Consider the following 17,818-nt stretch of genomic DNA (forward strand, 5'->3'; position numbering starts at 1 on the left):
CTCGCGTCATCAGATGCTGGCCTCCAATCCAGCCAGCATCTTGAATCACAAACATCCGGCTTTGGGAATCCTACGATTCTCTCAAAATAGGAATCGCTCTAGAGTCTTTGTTTGACGCAATTCCCGGACGGAAAACCGTTTCACACTTTTCCCGGGATTGCTCTAGGTTTCGATCCATTCGCCGGGGATATCCAGCGTCTTTGCCAGCATGGCACTGGTCTGCGGCGATGGTTTGCGACGATTGGATTCGAGGTCGGACAGGAAACCCTGGCTGACACCAATAGCAGTCGCCAAATCGGCTTGGGTCAGGTTGCGCCAATTGCGCAGCGCCTTGAGCCGGCTCGAGCCCCGCAGGATATCCATGGTCACGGCAGCGGGCAGGGGCTTTTCCGTTTTGAGCTCGGCCTTCCGTTCATCGTAGATCGCCACATCCGCAGCATCCATGGCTTCTTCAGCGGCATGCAGCAATGCCTCGTAGTCGGCCCTCGGGATGACGACCAGTTCTTCGCCGGTTGAGGTCTTGATGATTTGCGGGGCGTTCATGATGATGTCCTGTCCTATGGCCTGCTATAGGTCGTCGTTTCACGCTTGCCGATGTAGATCGCGAGAATCGTGGTGCGGTCTTCGTCGAATATGACGCGGTAGCGGCCGATACGCAGTCTATAACCGTTCCGGCCGGCAAGACGCTTTACATCTCCACGACCGCTGACGGCGTAAGTGATCAAACCTTCGGAAACCTGCTCGCGGACATCCGCCGGCAGGTTATCGAGATCGCGAGCCGCCGATACTGAAAGGATGATCGTCTTCACAACAAATAATATCGCACATTTATCGCTTTGCGTTAAGCGATATTATAGCTAACAGCCGATCCTCAAAGGATCAGGCCCGTTCGGCCAGCAATTCCTCGCCGCGCTTTTCGCGGATCAAATTGACGAAGCGGCGGAACAGGTAGTGCGAATCCTGCGGACCGGGGGAGGCTTCGGGGTGATGCTGGACCGAGAACACCGGCCGGCCGGTCAGCGTGATGCCGCAGTTCGAACCATCGAACAGCGAGACGTGGGTTTCCTCGACGCCCGATGGCAGCGAGTCGGCATCGACGGCAAAGCCGTGGTTCATCGAGACGATCTCGACCTTGCCGGTGGTGTGGTCCTTGACCGGATGGTTGGCGCCGTGATGGCCCTGGTGCATCTTGGCGGTCTTGCCGCCCAGCGCCAGTGCCAGCATCTGGTGGCCGAGGCAGATGCCGAACACCGGGATGTCGGTCTTCAACAGATCCCGGATGACCGGCACGGCATAGTCACCGGTGGCTTCCGGGTCGCCGGGGCCATTGGAGAGAAAAATGCCGTCCGGCTGCATGGCAAGGATTTGTTCGGCGCCGGTCTTGGCCGGCACCACCGTGACCTTGGCGCCGAGGCCGGCGAGCAGGCGCAAGATGTTGCGTTTGACGCCATAATCGATGGCGACGACGTGCATTGTCGGTTCGGTCTGCTCGCCAAAGCCTTCGTTCCACACCCAGGGCGTCTCGCGCCAGACCGAGGACTGGCCCGACGTGACTTCCTTGGCGAGGTCAAGCCCGATCAGCCCCGACCATGCGGCGGCGCGGCGCTTCAGATCGTCGAGGTCGAACACGCCATCGGGCGCATGCGCGATGACGGCGTTGGGCATGCCCCTTTCACGGATCAGCGCGGTGAGCGCGCGGGTGTCGATGCCCGAAAGGGCGACGATGCCGCGCTTCTTCAGCCATTGGTCGAGACCAGCGCCGGCGCGGTAGTTGGACGGGTCGGTGACATCGGCCTTGAACACGGCGCCAACGGCGCCGGCGCGGGCGGCCGGATTGAGGTCCTCGATGTCCTCGTCATTGGTGCCGATGTTGCCGATATGCGGGAAGGTGAAGGTGACGATCTGGCCGGCATAGGAAGGGTCAGTGAGGATTTCCTGGTAGCCGGTCAGCGCCGTGTTGAAGCAGACTTCGGCGACGGCGGAGCCGGTGGCGCCGAGGCCGCGACCTTCGATGACGGTGCCGTCGGCCAGCACCAGAAGGGCGGTCGGCTTTTCAGTGGTCCAGGCGGGCGTCGAGGCGGCGGTCATCTCGGCCATGGCGGCACTCCTATCGGGCTGCCCGCTGCAACCGGCCCGGCGGGCCATCTGCGCGGCAAACGGCGCGAAGCGGCGATTTTCGCGGCCTCCACGCAGTCAAATTTCCGTTCATGCAAGGCCCAGTACATAGGGGAAGGGGGCAGAGCGGTCAATGATCATGCGAAATGCCGCCATGTTTTATTTCGCCTAGCAAAATCAGTGGCTTGCCCCGGCATATCAGGGTTTGCCTTGGCTCGCCCCCGGCGCTATTGTCCGCGCCGATCGAAGGAGAATGTACCATGCGCGGCAAAATTGCCGAATCCCTGAAGAGCGCGATGAAGGCGCAGGACAAGCACCGGCTGCCGACATTGCGGCTGATCCAAGCGGCCATTCACGACCGCGACATCGCCAATCGCGGTTCGGGCAAGGAGCCGGCCAGCGATGAGGAGATCCTGCAGATCCTGGCCAAGATGGTGAAGCAGCGCGAGGAATCGGCCAAAGCCTTCGACGACGGCAAACGGCCGGAACTCGCCGCGCAGGAGCGCGGCGAGATGGAGATCATCCGCACCTTCCTGCCGACGCAGTTGGACGATGCGGCGGTGACGGCTGCGGCGCGCGAGGCGATCGCCGCGACCAGTGCGGCCAGCCAGAAGGACATGGGCAAGGTGATTGCCGCACTGAAGCAGAAATATGCCGGCCAGATGGATTTCGGCAAGGCGAGCGGCATCGTCAAGGGTCTGCTGCAGTAGGGTGCTGCTCATCTCGTCGCTTGGGTGGCCGACCGGGCGCTCCCGGAACCCAGATCCGTCCGGAAGTCCAGGAGTTGGAACTCGGATACCGTTGAGATGTTTATCCGTCATGCAATTGGAGAGATGTCATGACTGAGAACGAAACCCGCTATGAAACCGGTGCGACGAAATATCCGGCAAAGACCGATGCCGACGCTTCCGATGAATTCTCCCAGGATGCGGCCGCCAACAAGAAGCCCGCCGGCGGCATCGGGCTCACCCGCCGGGTGGGCGAAGTGGAAGACCGAACCCGCCAGTCGGACGGACAAAACCCGCCAAGGCAAGGCACGCCGAGCGCCGCAACCGAAAAGACGTCCGGGGCCGGCCCCGCTATCGCGGAGCGTTCAAAGGACGCCAAGGCTCCGAAGAGCGGCCGCCAGCCTGGAGCGTATGTCAAGAAGTGATCGCTGGACGGGACCCGAGGTCCTAGCATTGCACGGCCGGTCATTAACGACCGATTTACACTTGCGCCTTTCGCGACTGGTTGGTCGGTATCTGTCCGGGCCTCCTCGGCTACAATGCACGGCGCAATGCCGGCGCTTCCTGCTGGATATGATCCCACAGCCGGTTGGCGATCGGCCCATGCGGCCGGTCGCGGCGCCGCGCCACCACCAGTTCGTCGGTGCGGCCCGGCAGATGGCGGCCGGCAATGGATTGCAGGCGCCCGTCATGCAGTTCTTCCTCGATCAGGAAGCGGGGCAGGTGGCCCCAGCCAAGGCCCTGCAGGATTATCTCCTTCTTCATGCCCTGGTCGGCGACGAGGCATTGCGGCGCGCCTTCGATCAGCGAATAGTTTTGTTGTGGCGAATGGCGGGCGCTGTCGCGCATGACGCATTGGGTGAGTGCCTGCATCTGGTCCAGGGTGATCGGCTGCTCGATACGCTCGGGCAGAAAGCCCGGCGCCACCACGGGAATGAAGGACACCTTGCACAGATCGACCCATTCCACCCGCGCATCGCCCTTGTCGACCCAGTGCAGGATCAGATCGGCTTCGTCATCGAATAGACGCTCCCATGGGCCGCCGACCGCTTCGAAATGCAGATGCAGGCGGGTGCCGGGGCACTGTGCGAAGAACCGCCCGAGCATGCCCAGCACATGCGGGCGCGGGCACAGGTCGCCTATCACCACGTGGATCTCGCTTTCCTCACCCATCGCCAACTGGGCGGCATGGACGCGCAAACCATCCAGCTCGCGCAGCAGCGATAGCGCTCGGCGGTGGAACGACAGCCCTGCCTCGGTCGCACGCACGCGATAGCCGCTGCGGTCCAGGAGGCAAAGGTCGAGCTGTCGCTCCAGCTTGGCGACGGCAGCGAACACCGCCGGATGCGAGCGATGCAGCACGGCCGCCGCAGGCTGAAAGCCGCCGGTGCGAATCACCGCATCGAAGCATTGAAGGTCGTGGAGAGTAAATTCGGTCATGTCGGTTTTTATTACAAAGATTGTCCCATCTTTGTAATATCAACAAAATTATCCCTCGGCTACGTTTGGCCTCATTCAAACGTTCCAGAAGGAATTTTCATCATGAACAAGCTGAATTTCGTCACGACGGGCGACGGCACGCGCATCGCCTACCGCTTCGACGGCGAGGCAAGCAAGCCGGTGCTGGTGCTATCGAATTCCATCGGCACCACGCTGCACATGTGGGACAGGCAGGTTGGCGAGTTGTCGAAGCATTTCCGTATCCTGCGCTACGATTTTCGCGGCCATGGCGGATCGAGCGTTCCTGTCGGCGCCTACTCGCTCGACCGGCTTGGCCGCGACGTCATCGAACTGCTCGACGCGCTCGACCTGCAACGCGTACATTTCCTTGGCCTGTCGCTTGGCGGGTTCGTCGCGCAGTGGCTCGGCATCCACGCGCCCGAGCGGATCGACCGGCTGATCCTGAGCAACACCTCGTCTCATCTCTCGCCGGCAAGCTATTTCGACGAGCGGATTGCCGCGGTGCGGCAGGCACCGGACATGTCGGAAACCGCCGAGACGTTCCTGAGCAACTGGTTCCCCGCGTCGATGGTTGCCGCCAACGAGCCCGTGGTCGAAGAGTTTCGCACCATGCTGCTGGCTATCGACCGGCAAGGCCTGGCGGGCCTGTTCGCGGCGGTTCGCGACGCCGATCTTCGCCGGACCGTAGCACTGATACCGCGACCGATGCTGGTGATCGCCGGTCGGCACGACACGGTGACAGCAGCCAGCCACGGCGAGATGATTGCCGCGGCGGTGCCCGGCGCGAAGCTGGTCGTGCTGCCCGCGGTCCATCTGTCGAACATTGAGTATCCGGCAGAGTTCATCCAGGCTGTGGTCGATTTCCTGCGCTGAGCTGGAGCGCGACGGAAAGGCGTCCGGCGCCAGTCCGGTGGTCGCCGAACGTTCGAAGGAGGCCATGGTTCAGAAGAGGGGCGGCGGCCTCGGTCAACGTGAGCGCCTAAGCCGAACCGAGCCCATCTGGCGAAAAGCGTCTTCAACGCTTTTCGGAACGATCCCGTCACCTTGCCATTATCAGCACGAGGGCAGGCTCGGACCCGACCTTAGAGGTGGCCGGTGACTTTCGAGCGCCAACACGAACACGCCGGAGGAAGCGATGACTGGACGCAAAACCCACGATCAACAAATTCGCATCATTGAAGAGCGGGAAAACACAAAGAACGCCGGCAAGGATTTCGATTCAGAGGCGGATCTGAAACGATCAGCGGCGGAACGCGAAGCGCTGCGCAAGGGATCGGACATGAGAACCGACACACCGGACCTCGTCGATCCGGACGACCGCAACATCCTTCGCGGCAAAAATCAGGAAAGCGTCCATCACAAAAACCGTCCTGACGACTAGATGAGCACCGATCCTGGAACATTTGTCATAGATTGGAGGCAGCCCATGGCACGCGGGAGCAAGAAACACATCGGAGCAGGTTCGCAGGGAAAGGGTTCTGGCACAGGCGCCATGACCGTAACGCCAAAGGACAAGCTCGAAGAAAACAAGGTTCTGTCCAATCGCGACAAGGCACAGCATTCCAAAGAACGCGGTTTGGACTCCAGGCAGGTCGCGACAGAGCAGCATCAGGATCATGCCGCCAACCGTTTACGGGACTGACGCCCTGCTGGACGCCAGCCTCGGCGCGCCGCTCGGAGGCCGTCAGAGTCGTTGCCGCCGCTATTTGACGCCGAGGCTCTCGGGCCAGAGCGCCTGGATTTCCTTCGGCAGCGCATCGCGCACCTTGGCCGACTGGCCCAGATCAATATGCCGTGCAAGAACTCGGAACACCGAGCGTGCCGCCTCCTCGGGATCGACGGGGCGGATCGATTCAATTCCTCGCCGATGTGCTGCGAGAAGTTTTCAAGGGAGCGCGTTTTGTCCGGCTCGGCTGCGGGCCGGTAGTGGTCGTAATAGGCGCCGCGCACCAGGATCGGCAGTTCCGCCCCAAGTTTGGCCGCAAGCCCGATCTGCAGCCTGTCCCTTACGGTCCGTAAGACCGCGCCCAATATGTGCCATGCAATCCGCCGATCCGGACCATGATCGTCCATGATCTCGTCGAGCCAAATGTTGGTCGTCTGCAGCGTCCTGTCAAAAACATCCAAACCGGTAGCGCTCATCATCGCCTCCTCATCAAATTCATGTCTGGTTTCGAAACGATGCTTGGGGACAATCGTTTCGCTATCTGTCTACAAAATTGGCTCGGTCTGTGATCCGGCTCTGCTCCGGGATCACGGAACCGCTCTTGGTTGCGCTGGAACCCCTTCCGAAGCAGTTCGTTCCTTGGGTGGGCGGCTTTGAGGAGTTGATTGGGTGGGGGGAGCGCGTCCCGCAACAGGTTTTTTGCGATGCCTGCAAGGAAGACAAAAACCGATGAAGGCGAGAACCGGCAGCAACTCCTGCAGATGATGACCACGGAGCATTTGGTGCTGGGGACCGCCAGGGCGGCGACGATTCAGGAGGCGAATCAGCGCGCAAATTTGTTCCTGACGTCGGTATCCAGCGCCACGATCGCCCTTGCCTTCGTCGCCCAGGTGACAAGGATGGGGCTTCCTTTCATGCTGTTCAGCCTGATCCTGTTGCCATGCCTCTACTTCATCGGGCTGGTGACATTCGTCAGGGCTGTGCAGGTGGCCATCGAAGACATGGTCCACGCCCGCGGCATGGCACGCATCAGGCACTACTACACCGAGCTTACTCCCTCGATGGCGCGCTATCTGGTTCACTCCACTCATGACAACCAAACGGCTCTGCTGGCCGATGTCGGCCTCAAGCCAAGGCCCTGGCAAGCGTTCGCCGGAACCGCAGGAATGGTGAATGTCGTCAACGGTGCCATCGCCGGTGTCTTTGCCGGCGTGATGCTCAAGGTTGTCATTGGCTCGACAGTCAGTCTTGCCGTGACTGTTGGCATTCTAGCCTTTGCGGTGAGCAATTGGTGCCTCTGGCAACATCACACGCGCAGTTGGGCAAGCGCGGAGCACAAGCTGAAGGTGCTGTTTCCGAACCTGCCGGACAGCGACGGCGAGGCGCGGATCGGATAACCCGTTCGAGAGGGACTGCAGAAGCACCAACTCGCTAGGCGGAAACCTCAAGCACGATCTTGCCACGCACATGCTCATTTTCCAGCCGTTCTTCCGCTTTGGCGACCTCTCCAAGAGGGTAGGTGGCTTGCACGAAGGGGGTGACCTTGCCGGCCTCGATGAGGCGGCCGATCTCGGCAAGATGCGCCGCATTCGGTTCGGCCAGATAGGAGACGCCACGCGCCCGGCGCAAGTTTGCCTTTTCCTGCGACGGTTGGGAAAGAGTGGAAACGAGCGTCCCGCCAGGTTTGAGCACCTCCCAGGAGCGCTCCTGCGTGTCGCCCGCGACAAGGTCGAACACCAGGTCGACCGCATCGACGACCTCTTCGAAACGCTGATTCTTGTAGTCGACCGTCTGATCGGCGCCAAGCTCACGCACGAAAACGACGTCCTCGGCGGAAACGGTTGTCGCGACGAACGCGCCCGCGGCCTTGGCCAGTTGGATCGCCAGATGACCGACGCCGCCGGCGCCGCCATGGATGAGAACCCGTTGCCCGGATTTGAGGCCGCCATGGTCGAAAAGGCCCTGCCATGCAGTGATGCCGGCAAGCGGCACCGCCGCGGCTTCGACATGGCTTAGACGATCCGGTTTCGCAGCCGCCTCCGTCGCCTTGACCACGACATATTCGGCATTGCCGCCCCGGTCATGACCAAGCATCGCAAATAACGGGTCGCCCTTCTTCAACGTATGCGCCCGCGTACCGCATATTTCCACCGTGCCGGACACGTCGCGTCCGAGCGTGATCGGCAGGGTTTCGCTCACCGACCCTTCGCGGGTCTTGTGGTCGATCGGATTGACGCTTGCGGCGCGGACCCTGAGCACAACCTCGTCGTCAAGCGGCTGAGGCGAGGGGACTTGATCGATCGAAAGGACCTCAGGTCCGCCAAAAGCGTGGATGCGGACTGCTTTCATGTCGGCATACCTCCTATTGTTTGGCTGTCGGCGACGGTGTCTGCATGTCGTCAGCGGCTGTGCAGCCCAGGTTGCGGAGACAGCCACACCGGCTTCCCAGCCGGGCAACGCCGCCGCAAGGACGGCATCCTGCTAGGCCGTAGACTGCGTCGGCGGGTTCTGATTCATATGGCGGCAAGGCTGCAACCAGACTTGCTGGCCTTCTAACTGGGTAGCAGGCCGTTGGTTCCAACCACCACAATCGGCTGAACGTGGTGCCGGAAATTCTTTCCTCGGCCAGAGCATTCAGCCAGTCTTGATCCATCCGGCCTTATGCACACAGCTGTTTCGAGTTGCGACATCGAGGAGGAGAGGCGGGGCACCGGAGCTACCGGCGCGCTGGCCTGGAGATCGGATTGAATCATTGATGGTGGGTCGCAGGGCTGCCGATCAATGCGGTTCGCACGCCGAACATAAAGCGGCGCGGCGGTGCGATGCGGACTTCAAGACGCTTCGCAGATCGGCAGCGGCTGCGGCGGCGGTGCCGGGTGATCCTTCCTGTATTGGGCGATGATCGGCTCGAGGGTCTTTCGCGGCCAGAATTTAGGTGTGCCGATTTCCTTCAGGCAGGACGCGTTCCAGTAGGCGCCCGGCTGTGAATGGTTGGCTGCGACCGCGGCGATGTCGCGCGATTCCGGGTAGATATAGAGCGTCGTCGGATTGTCCTTGACCATCGGGATAATCTGCTGCGCATCCGCCGGCGACCAGCTGGTGCAGCCATTGCTGCGGCCGCCGGCATAGTCGACCAGTTTGCCGAACGGCACGAAGCCGTCATGGTCGGCATGCGAACTTTTCGGGTTTTTGCGCAGGCATAGGCCGTGCAGCACCTGGGCGGCATGGCCGCCGATCACCCGCTGCCTGGCGTTCGCGGCCTCGCCTTCGCCGTCGAACTGGATGAAGGTGCGCTGGAAAACCGCGTCCTGTTTCGCAGCGGTGCGGTAATAGCCCTTGAACGAGGTTTTTGCCTCGCGGGTGATATAGCCGCCGCCGGCCGTCAACGACGAATCCATCGCATTGCCGAAATTCTTCGCGCACCGCTTGCTGTTCGAAAAATCGACAACGCCTTTCAAATTCCGGCCGCTGCCATGACCCGACGAAATCGCGCGAAACGACTGGCTGGCTTCGCAGATGACGTAATAGCGGCGCCCCAGAACGCCATCGCCCAGATCGCTGGGGCGCGTCGCATCCATGGCGAAGTAGCAGGGGTTCTTGACTGCACCTTGCGCGACCTTCTTCCGGTAAAGCGCGCGGGCTCGTTCGAGGACAATTTGTGAGATCTGGCCGTCGCTGTTGCCGATGTGAGCCTGCAGCCAGGCCGGAACGTCAGATGGTGCGGCAAAGGATCGAGCCGACATCGTCAAGGCAATGGCGGCGACGAGGAGGCTGAGGATCGGGACGATACCCAGAGGGACGAATCTCAACCGCACCGGATCAACTCCTGCCAAAGCCGTTTCCTTGCGGTGTTGCCGCCGGGAATCGATCATAAAGGGTCTCGCATTATCAGGCGAAACACATCTTGTTTAGCGCACCCTTTGTTAACGCGTGCCCTCCGCAAGTCCGCACGAAGAGCCATGAAGGAGATCGACGCGCGCAAATGCTCCTACGCCGGGATGCTGGCTCGAGGCTTGCAGCGGGCTCCCCGCATCTTTGAATGTCTGCGATTTTCGATACGCAGGGATTGAGCTATCATCTGATTCTGGCGCAGCCCACGCCTCCTCCCTCCGCCGGGAAAGCATCGTTCATGCAGGGCACTCTCATCACCGAACCGACTGTTCGAGCGCCAGGCATAAGGAGGGATTGCGGAAACTGCTCGCACCAGGAGGTTTTGCAATGAAGCTGTCCGCGCCCGTTTACCATCTGAAGCGTCAAGCCAGGCTGTTGTCCCGCGAGGCCAAAATTCCGCTCCACGAAGCGCTTGATCGTGTTGCAGCACAGGAAGGCTTCGCCAGCTGGAGTCTGCTTGCAGCCAAGGCAGCCGAGGTGGCACCTGCCGGTGTACTGTTTGCGCAACTGGCGCCCGGCGACCTGGTTCTGGTCGGTGCGCGACCCGGCCACGGCAAGACGCTGATGAGCCTCGAACTCGCGATCGAAGCCATGAAATCAGGCCATCGCGGCGTGTTCTTCACGCTGGAGTATACGCAACGAGATGTGCTCGACCGGTTTCGCGCCATCGGGGCGGATCCGGCGCGGTTCAACGACCAGTTCGTGTTCGACAATTCCGACGCCATCAGCGCCGACTATATCGTCAAGGCATTGGGCTCGGTGCCGCGCGGCACGCTGGTGGTGATCGACTATCTGCAACTGCTCGACCAGAAGCGGCAAAATCCGGACCTGATGGCGCAGGTTCGCACGCTGAAGTCGTTTGCCGGCGACAAGGGATTGATCCTCGTCTTCATCTCGCAGATCGATCGGTCATACGATCCGGCGAAGAAGCCATGTCCCGATATCAGCGATGTGCGGTTACCGAACTCTCTGGATCTGTCGCTGTTCAACAAGACCTGTTTTCTGAACAAGGGTGAAATCCGGTTCCAGGCGGCAAGCTGACGATCCGGTCAGTCTGCCTTCATTGGGCCGCTGCCGGCAGATTCAGAGGCTGTGCAACCGATGCCGAACTGTGCTGCGCGCGCAATGCTTCGGCCGCCTGGCGAACCACTTCGGATATAAGCAGCAGCTGTTTGGCGATCGGGCTTGTCTTGCGCCAGATCATGCCGATCGTCCGCGACGGTTGGGGATTGGCGAAATGGGCGATAGAGACTGCCGCGGAGCGCGTCTCCACCGGCACGGCCATTTCGGGGATCAAGGTGACGCCGACGCCGGCGCCGACCATCTGCACCAGGGTCGACAGCGAGCTGCCGTCCAGCAACTCGCGCGGCCGTGCCGAATGCATGTTGCAGAACGACAGCGCCTGATCGCGAAAACAATGGCCCTCCTCGAGCAGGAGCAGCCGCATCTCGCGCAGCATTTCGCGGTTGGGCGCCGGCTTTCCCTCATCCTCGCCGGGCCGGACCAGCACGAAGTTCTCGGCAAACAGCACGATTTCCGTCAGCGAGGGTTCCGACACCGGCAAGGCAACGATGGCCGCATCGAGCCGGCCGTCGGCCAGTTCCTGGATCAGCTTCTGCGTCTGCGTTTCGCGCACGTGGATATCGAGCCCGTCATGCATGCGGGCGAGGTTGCCGATGATGGCAGGCAGAAGATAGGGTGCGATCGTCGGGATCACGCCGATGCGCAACCGTCCCACCAGCCGGTCGCGCGAGGCGCGGGCCAGATCCGTCAGCTCGTCCACCGAGCGCAGGATGTCGCGGACGCGCAAGGCGAATTCCTCGCCGAAATTGGTCAGCCGGACCTGGCGTGGGCCTCTTTGGAAAAGCGCCGTGCCAAGCGTTTCCTCCAACTCCCGGATCTGCACCGAGATGGCGGGCTGCGAGATCGCGCAGGCATCGGCGGCGCGGCCGAAATGATTGTGCCGCGCCAGCGCCTCGAAATAACGCAACTGCTTCAGCGTCAGGTTTGTCATAATGTCATCTTATCGCTGTAATCAGGAAATCCAACTTAAATTAATCAAGCGGCTTTGCTATACGAGTCGCAACGAAGATGAGGAGCAGCCGGGACCGCCTGGTGAGGCGCATGCCGGCAGCAACAGGACATCCAACATATTCGGTCGCGTATCGGGCATATGGTCATCGCGCCAGCCATGAAACGGACCGCCTCCAGGGACAATGCTATGTCCCTGTTCACGCAGCAGTTGAACAGCTCAACACAGCCACGATCGGAGAAGAACATGGACGCACAGACCGATGATCCCAGCGCCGGCAAATGCCCCGTTGCACACGGATCCTCCAGCAGGAGCAACCGTGACTGGTGGCCCAACCAACTCGATCTTGGCGTTCTCCACCAGCAATCGAACCTTTCGGATCCGATGGGCGAAGAGTTCGACTATGCCGAGGAATTCAAGTCGCTCGACCTCGATGCGGTGATCAAGGACCTGCACCAGGTGATGACGGATTCACAGGATTGGTGGCCGGCCGACTTCGGCCATTACGGGCCGCTGTTCATCCGCATGGCCTGGCACAGTGCCGGCACCTACCGCATCGGCGATGGCCGTGGTGGCGCCGGGGCAGGCCAGCAGCGTTTCGCTCCGCTCAACAGCTGGCCGGACAATGCCAATCTCGACAAAGCGCGCCGGCTGCTGTGGCCGGTCAAGCAGAAATATGGCCGCAAGATTTCCTGGGCCGACCTTCTGATCCTCACCGGCAACGTCGCGCTGGAATCGATGGGTTTCAAGACCTTCGGCTTCGCCGGCGGCCGCGCTGACGTCTGGGAGCCCGAGCAGGACGTCGACTGGGGTTCGGAAACCAAGTGGCTCGACGACAAGCGCTATTCCGGCGACCGTGAACTTCGCGGCCATCTCGGCGCCGTGCAGATGGGGCTGATCTACGTCAATCCGGAAGGCCCGAACGGCACGCCGGATCCGCTGGCCTCGGCCCGCGACATTCGCGAGACCTTCGCCCGCATGGCCATGAATGACGAGGAGACCGTGGCGCTGATCGCCGGTGGTCACACCTTCGGCAAGACGCACGGTGCCGGCGATGCGTCGTTGGTTGGCGCGGAGCCGGAGGGCTCGAGCATCGAGGCGCAAGGCCTCGGCTGGTCGAGCAAGCATGCTTCCGGCATTGCCGGCGACGCCATCACCTCGGGCCTCGAAGTGACCTGGACCACGACGCCGACCAAGTGGAGCAACAATTTCTTCGACAATCTGTTCGGCTTCGACTGGGAACTGACCAAGAGCCCGGCCGGCGCCCATCAGTGGACGCCAAGGGGTGGCGCCGGGGCCGGCACCGTTCCGGATGCGCACGATCCGTCAAAGCGCCGCGCGCCGGCGATGCTGACCACCGATCTCGCGCTGCGGGTAGATCCTGCCTACGAAAAGGTGTCGCGGCGCTTCCACGAGCATCCGGAGCAGTTCGCCGACGCCTTCGCCCGCGCCTGGTACAAGCTGACCCATCGCGACATGGGTCCGGTCGCCCGCTATCTCGGCCCGCTCGTGCCGAAGGAAGAGCTGATCTGGCAGGACCCGATCCCGGCGGTCGACCATGAACTGGTCGGCGAGCAGGACATCGCCTCGCTGAAGGCGAAGATCCTGGCATCGGGCCTGTCGGTTTCCGAGCTGGTTTCGACCGCCTGGGCTTCGGCCTCGACGTTCCGCAATTCCGACAAGCGCGGTGGCGCCAACGGTGCACGTATCCGACTGGCGCCGCAGAAGGATTGGGACGTCAACCAGCCGGCGGAACTGTCGAAGGTGCTGGCGAAGCTGGAAGCCATCCAGAAGGAGTTCAACGCGGCACAGACCGGCGCGAAAAAGATCTCGCTGGCCGACCTCATCGTTCTCGGCGGCGTTGCCGCGGTCGAGAAAGCCGCGAAGGACGGAGGCCATGAGGTGAAGGTGCCGTTCACGCCAGGCCGCATGGACGCCTCGCAGGAGCAAACGGACGTGCATTCCTTTGCCGCGCTCGAGCCAAAGGTCGACGGCTTCCGCAATTACGTCAGGGGCAAGCAGCCGATGTCGGTCGAGGCCATGCTGGTCGACCGGGCGCAGTTGCTGGCGTTGACCGCGCCGGAATTGACGGTGCTGGTCGGCGGTCTGCGCGTGCTCGGCGCCAATACCGGCGGATCGAAGCACGGCGTGTTCACCGACAGGCCGGGCACTTTGACCAACGACTTCTTCGTCAATCTGCTCAGCATGAACACGGTCTGGGATCCGGCCGCCGGCTCTGTTCCGGGTTCGGAAGAGGTGTACGAGGCGCGCGACCGCAAGACCAAGGCGGTCAGGTGGACCGGCACCCGTGCCGATCTGATCTTCGGCTCGCACGCCCAGTTGCGTGCGCTTGCCGAGGTCTATGGCTCCGCGGATGCAAGCCAGAAATTCGCCAGGGATTTCGTGGCGGCATGGACCAAGGTGATGAACGCCGACCGCTTCGACATCGCCTGACTTCGCATAAGGGTACTCCCGCGCGCCTGCGCCGGAGCTCCAGTCCTCCCAAGGACATAAGATCGGGTGCCGCGTTTCCAGCGATGGAAACGCGGCCCTTGTCGTAAGAGGCTGCTCCTTGGTGGACCGTGCCTTGCCGGGCAATGCTGCTATTTATCGGCGTAGCGTCTGCACCGCTGCACCATGATCGAAATCGTCAAACCCGCGCTTGAACATCTGCCATCCTACAAGGCGGCGCTCGAACGTGGCTGGTCGCCGGACAATGTGCGGCTGATGGACGCGACGCGCGAGCAGCTCGCGGCCATCGAAAAGGATCCCGTGGCCTTTCTTGCCGACCTCGACGATCCCCAGGCCAAGGGCGGCCCGATCAGCTTGCCCGACGGCAAAAAAGTGCCGCGCCTGCCCGGCTTCCGCCGCTGGATCTGGGATGGCGAGGCGTCGGGCTCGATCGGCTTTCGCTGGCAGAAGGGCACGGCGGAACTGCCGCCGCATGTGCTCGGCCATATCGGCTATTCGGTGGTGCCGTGGAAGCGGCGGCGCGGCTACGCCACCGAGGCGCTGCGGCTGATGCTGGACGAGGCGAGAGCGGTCGGCCTGGCTCACGTCGAGATCACCGCCAAGCCGGGCAATCCGGCCTCGCACAAGGTGATCCTGGCCAATGGCGGCAAGCTCGTCGAACGCTTCTTCGAGGACGCCGCCTATGGCGGGGCGGAAAGCTTGCGGTTCCGGATCGAGCTGTAGGATGTGTCTCAACCATGCTCATCGGCGCACAGCGCATGATCCGACAGCGCGCGGATGACGTAGCAGTCGCCGACCGTCTGGCCATTGCAGCACGTGGCGATGCGTTCGAGCTCGGCCTCGAGTCGCTTCAACTGGGCAATCTTTTCCCGCACCGAGATCAGTTGCTCCTCGGCGATCTTGTCGGCGTGGCCGCAGGGCTGCTCGGGGTGGCCGCTCAAGTCGATCAGGGAGCGGATGTCGTCAACGGCGAAGCCGAGGTCGCGGGCGTGGCGGATGAAGGCCAGCCGCTCCAGCTCCTGCCTGGAATAGCGGCGCTGGTTGCCTTCCGAACGCTCGGGTGCGGCGACAAGGCCCATCTGCTCATAATAGCGGATTGTCGGCACCTTGACCCCGGTGCGACGTGAGAGATCACCGATCGAAAACATGAAATTTCCCCTTGAAGCTCTAGTGACTAGAGCAATTATAGTGCCTGACATCAGCATTCAAGACCCATGCGGCGACGCCGCGCGGGCAAGACAGGCAGGTAATGTGATGACGACGCCGCTCAAGCAGGAAACGATCGGGCAGACACGGTTCAAGATCGGCGGCATGGACTGCGCCTCTTGCGCGGCCAAGATCGATACGGCGGTGCGTCGTCTCGACGGCGTCGCCGATGTCTCGGTTTCGGTGACCGGCGCCAGCATGACGGTCAGCCACAGCGGTTGGCTCAACGACGACAAGGTGCTGCGGCAGGTGGCGCGGCTGGGCTACGGCATCGTCAAGGCGGAAGGCGGGGCCGATGGGCGTGCTTCAGTGGCCAAGGATCATGATCATGCTGATCATGATCACAGCGATGCGGCGCCGGGGCAGGCGTGGTGGCGCTCCCGCCGTGCCGTGCTGACGCTGGCCTGCGCGGCAGCGCTTCTCGCCGCCTACGGCATCGGCCATCTTCTTCCTGCGGCCGAGCGCTGGGTCTTCCTTGCCGCCCTGTTGGTCGGCCTGGTGCCGATCGCGCGGCGTGCGCTGATGGCGGCATTGGCCGGCACGCCGTTTTCGATCGAGATGCTGATGACCATCGCGGCGATAGGCGCTGTGATGATCGGGGCTACGGAAGAGGCAGCCGCCGTTGTGGTGCTGTTCCTGATCGGCGAACTTCTGGAAGGTGTCGCCGCCGGCCGCGCGCGGGCGAGCATCCAGGGACTTGCCGATCTGGTGCCGAAGACAGCACTTGTCGAGCGGGCAGGCGGCACATCGGAGGTTCCCGCCGAAGATCTTGCCGTCGGCGACGTTATCGTGGTGGGGCCGGGCGATCGTATCCCCGCCGATGGCGAGATCGTCGAGGGGGCTGGTGATATCGACGAGGCGCCGGTGACCGGCGAGAGCACGCCGAAGCGCAAGGGCGTCGCGGACGCCGTCTTTGCCGGCACGATCAGCACCGACGGCGTGCTCAAGGTGCGGGTGACGGCGGCCGCTTCCGACAACACCATCGCCCGAATTGTGCGGCTGGTGGAGGAGGCGCAGGAGGCCAAGGCGCCGACAGAGCGCTTCATTGACCGTTTTTCGCGATACTACACGCCGGCCGTGCTGGCGGTCGGCGCGCTGGTGGCGCTGCTGCCGCCGCTGCTTGCCAGTGGCGACTGGAACGAATGGATCTACAAGGGCCTGGCGATCCTGCTGATCGGCTGCCCCTGCGCGCTGGTCATCTCGACGCCGGCGGCAATCGCCGCGGGCCTTGCGGCCGGGGCGAGGCGCGGCCTGTTGATGAAGGGCGGCGCGGTGCTGGAAGGCTTTCGCCGGATCACGGCGGTCGCCTTCGACAAGACCGGCACGCTGACGGCAGGCAAGCCCGTGGTCACCGACATTGTGGCGTATGGAAGGGATGAACGCACCGTGCTGGCGCTGGCGGCAGCGCTGGAGCAGGGCTCCAGCCATCCGTTGGCGATGGCGATCCTGGACCGGGCCAAGGCCGACAAGGCACCGGTGCCGCCGGCTCTGGCGGCCAAGGCGATCTCGGGCAAGGGTGTCGAGGGCAGCGTTGGCGGCGTTGCCGTCTTCCTCGGCTCCGGCCAGGCGGCGGGCGAACGCGCGGTGATGACCGAAGCACAGCGCCTTGCCGTCGACAGCCTCAACGGCCAGGGCAAGACCGTCTCGGTGCTTGTTGCCGATGGCATGGTGGCCGGGCTGATCGCCATGCGCGACGAGCCGCGGCCGGATGCGGCGGCCGGGATCGCGGCGCTCAAGGCTGAGGGCATCCGCGCGGTGATGCTGACCGGCGACAACCGCCGCACCGCCGAAGCCATCGCCGCTTCCCTCGGCATAGAGGCACGGGCGGAGCTGTTGCCGCAGGACAAGCAGCGCATCGTCGGTGAATTGCAGCGCGAGGGGCTGAAGGTCGCCAAGGTTGGCGACGGCATCAACGACGCGCCGGCGCTGGCTGCCGCCGACATCGGCATCGCGATGGGCGGCGGCACCGATGTGGCGCTGGAAACGGCGGATGCGGCGATCCTGCATGGCCGCGTCACGGACGTCGCTCGCATGATAAAACTGTCGCGGGCGGTGATGGCCAATATCGGCCAGAACATCAGCGTGGCGCTCGGGCTGAAGGCGGTGTTCCTGGTCACCACCATCGCCGGCATCACCGACCTGTGGCCGGCGATCCTGGCCGACACCGGCGCCACCGTGCTGGTCACCGCCAACGCCATGCGCCTGCTGCGCTGGCGCGGGTGAAGTGTTTTTGGTTGATCACGATCT

General features: G+C 62.8%; 18 protein-coding genes and 1 pseudogene. 10 read left to right on the plus strand and 9 right to left on the minus strand.

Translation table 11 applies throughout. From position 1 onward, the window contains the following. Nucleotides 1-162 precede the first annotated feature (162 nt). The 3 genes from NKK51_RS29625 to carA all read right to left on the minus strand — a co-directional run bounded on the left by NKK51_RS29625 (nt 163) and on the right by carA (nt 2,097). The gene (locus NKK51_RS29625; RefSeq protein WP_023809687.1) at nt 163-543 is read right to left on the minus strand and encodes a helix-turn-helix domain-containing protein; all 381 of its coding nucleotides are present in this window, start codon (nt 541-543) and stop codon (nt 163-165) included. 14 nt (nt 544-557) lie between these two features. Then, entirely contained in the window at nt 558-809 is a 252-nt protein-coding gene (locus tag NKK51_RS29630) for a type II toxin-antitoxin system RelE family toxin (RefSeq protein ID WP_023809686.1), read from the minus strand. A 70-nt stretch (nt 810-879) separates the two neighbouring features. Then, the gene (carA, locus tag NKK51_RS29635; protein ID WP_031212679.1) at nt 880-2,097 is read right to left on the minus strand and encodes a glutamine-hydrolyzing carbamoyl-phosphate synthase small subunit; all 1,218 of its coding nucleotides are present in this window, start codon (nt 2,095-2,097) and stop codon (nt 880-882) included. A gap of 278 nt (nt 2,098-2,375) precedes the next feature. Between carA and NKK51_RS29640 the strand changes: the two genes are divergently transcribed. After that, nucleotides 2,376-2,825 (plus strand): GatB/YqeY domain-containing protein, encoded by a 450-nt coding sequence (locus tag NKK51_RS29640; RefSeq protein ID WP_023809684.1) that lies wholly within the window; start codon nt 2,376-2,378, stop codon nt 2,823-2,825. A 128-nt stretch (nt 2,826-2,953) separates the two neighbouring features. Next, on the plus strand, nt 2,954-3,268 hold the full coding sequence (locus tag NKK51_RS29645; RefSeq protein WP_352555724.1) for a hypothetical protein: 315 nt from the start codon (nt 2,954-2,956) through the stop codon (nt 3,266-3,268). A gap of 109 nt (nt 3,269-3,377) precedes the next feature. On the opposite strand, the gene NKK51_RS29650 is transcribed toward NKK51_RS29645, so the two are convergent. Then, the gene (locus tag NKK51_RS29650) at nt 3,378-4,283 is read right to left on the minus strand and encodes a LysR family transcriptional regulator (RefSeq protein ID WP_352555725.1); all 906 of its coding nucleotides are present in this window, start codon (nt 4,281-4,283) and stop codon (nt 3,378-3,380) included. A 102-nt stretch (nt 4,284-4,385) separates the two neighbouring features. Between NKK51_RS29650 and pcaD the strand changes: the two genes are divergently transcribed. From pcaD to NKK51_RS29665, 3 genes are all read left to right on the plus strand, one after another. After that, nucleotides 4,386-5,177 (plus strand): 3-oxoadipate enol-lactonase, encoded by a 792-nt coding sequence (gene pcaD, locus NKK51_RS29655; RefSeq protein WP_352555726.1) that lies wholly within the window; start codon nt 4,386-4,388, stop codon nt 5,175-5,177. A 262-nt stretch (nt 5,178-5,439) separates the two neighbouring features. Continuing rightward, the gene (locus tag NKK51_RS29660; RefSeq protein WP_023809680.1) at nt 5,440-5,685 is read left to right on the plus strand and encodes a hypothetical protein; all 246 of its coding nucleotides are present in this window, start codon (nt 5,440-5,442) and stop codon (nt 5,683-5,685) included. Between the two features lie 45 nt (nt 5,686-5,730). Then, on the plus strand, nt 5,731-5,946 hold the full coding sequence (locus tag NKK51_RS29665; RefSeq protein ID WP_013530133.1) for a hypothetical protein: 216 nt from the start codon (nt 5,731-5,733) through the stop codon (nt 5,944-5,946). A 60-nt stretch (nt 5,947-6,006) separates the two neighbouring features. On the opposite strand, the pseudogene NKK51_RS29670 reads toward NKK51_RS29665, so the two are convergent. Further along, nucleotides 6,007-6,449: pseudogene (locus tag NKK51_RS29670) on the minus strand (DUF2267 domain-containing protein). A 186-nt stretch (nt 6,450-6,635) separates the two neighbouring features. On the opposite strand from NKK51_RS29670, the gene NKK51_RS29675 reads away from it, so the two are divergent. Continuing rightward, nucleotides 6,636-7,367: a hypothetical protein gene (locus NKK51_RS29675; RefSeq protein ID WP_352555728.1), complete on the plus strand. Its 732-nt coding sequence runs from the start codon at nt 6,636-6,638 to the stop codon at nt 7,365-7,367. Between the two features lie 34 nt (nt 7,368-7,401). Here NKK51_RS29675 and NKK51_RS29680 read toward each other — a convergent pair whose 3' ends face one another. Continuing rightward, complete coding sequence (locus tag NKK51_RS29680) at nt 7,402-8,319, minus strand: NADP-dependent oxidoreductase (RefSeq protein WP_352555730.1); 918 nt, start codon at nt 8,317-8,319, stop codon at nt 7,402-7,404. 482 nt (nt 8,320-8,801) lie between these two features. Further along, entirely contained in the window at nt 8,802-9,785 is a 984-nt protein-coding gene (locus tag NKK51_RS29685; protein WP_128305494.1) for a hypothetical protein, read from the minus strand. A 403-nt stretch (nt 9,786-10,188) separates the two neighbouring features. On the opposite strand from NKK51_RS29685, the gene NKK51_RS29690 reads away from it, so the two are divergent. Further along, on the plus strand, nt 10,189-10,902 hold the full coding sequence (locus NKK51_RS29690) for a DNA helicase (protein ID WP_352555732.1): 714 nt from the start codon (nt 10,189-10,191) through the stop codon (nt 10,900-10,902). Between the two features lie 19 nt (nt 10,903-10,921). Here the strand turns inward: NKK51_RS29690 and NKK51_RS29695 are convergent, their stop codons facing one another. Then, nucleotides 10,922-11,875, minus strand: coding sequence for a hydrogen peroxide-inducible genes activator (locus tag NKK51_RS29695; protein ID WP_352555733.1), 954 nt, complete (start codon nt 11,873-11,875; stop codon nt 10,922-10,924). A gap of 264 nt (nt 11,876-12,139) precedes the next feature. Here NKK51_RS29695 and katG point away from each other — a divergent pair, with 264 nt between their 5' ends. Further along, complete coding sequence (gene katG, locus NKK51_RS29700) at nt 12,140-14,347, plus strand: catalase/peroxidase HPI (protein ID WP_352555735.1); 2,208 nt, start codon at nt 12,140-12,142, stop codon at nt 14,345-14,347. 183 nt (nt 14,348-14,530) lie between these two features. Next, entirely contained in the window at nt 14,531-15,088 is a 558-nt protein-coding gene (locus NKK51_RS29705; protein ID WP_352555737.1) for a GNAT family N-acetyltransferase, read from the plus strand. An 8-nt stretch (nt 15,089-15,096) separates the two neighbouring features. Here the strand turns inward: NKK51_RS29705 and NKK51_RS29710 are convergent, their stop codons facing one another. Continuing rightward, nucleotides 15,097-15,513, minus strand: coding sequence for a MerR family transcriptional regulator (locus tag NKK51_RS29710; RefSeq protein ID WP_023809674.1), 417 nt, complete (start codon nt 15,511-15,513; stop codon nt 15,097-15,099). A 106-nt stretch (nt 15,514-15,619) separates the two neighbouring features. Between NKK51_RS29710 and NKK51_RS29715 the strand changes: the two genes are divergently transcribed. Next, nucleotides 15,620-17,794 carry a heavy metal translocating P-type ATPase gene (locus tag NKK51_RS29715; protein WP_352555739.1) on the plus strand — a complete coding sequence of 725 codons (2,175 nt, stop codon included), beginning with the start codon at nt 15,620-15,622 and terminating at the stop codon, nt 17,792-17,794. Nucleotides 17,795-17,818 lie beyond the last annotated feature (24 nt).

The organism is Mesorhizobium sp. M0011 (assembly GCF_040324155.1).
GTDB lineage: Bacteria > Pseudomonadota > Alphaproteobacteria > Rhizobiales > Rhizobiaceae > Mesorhizobium.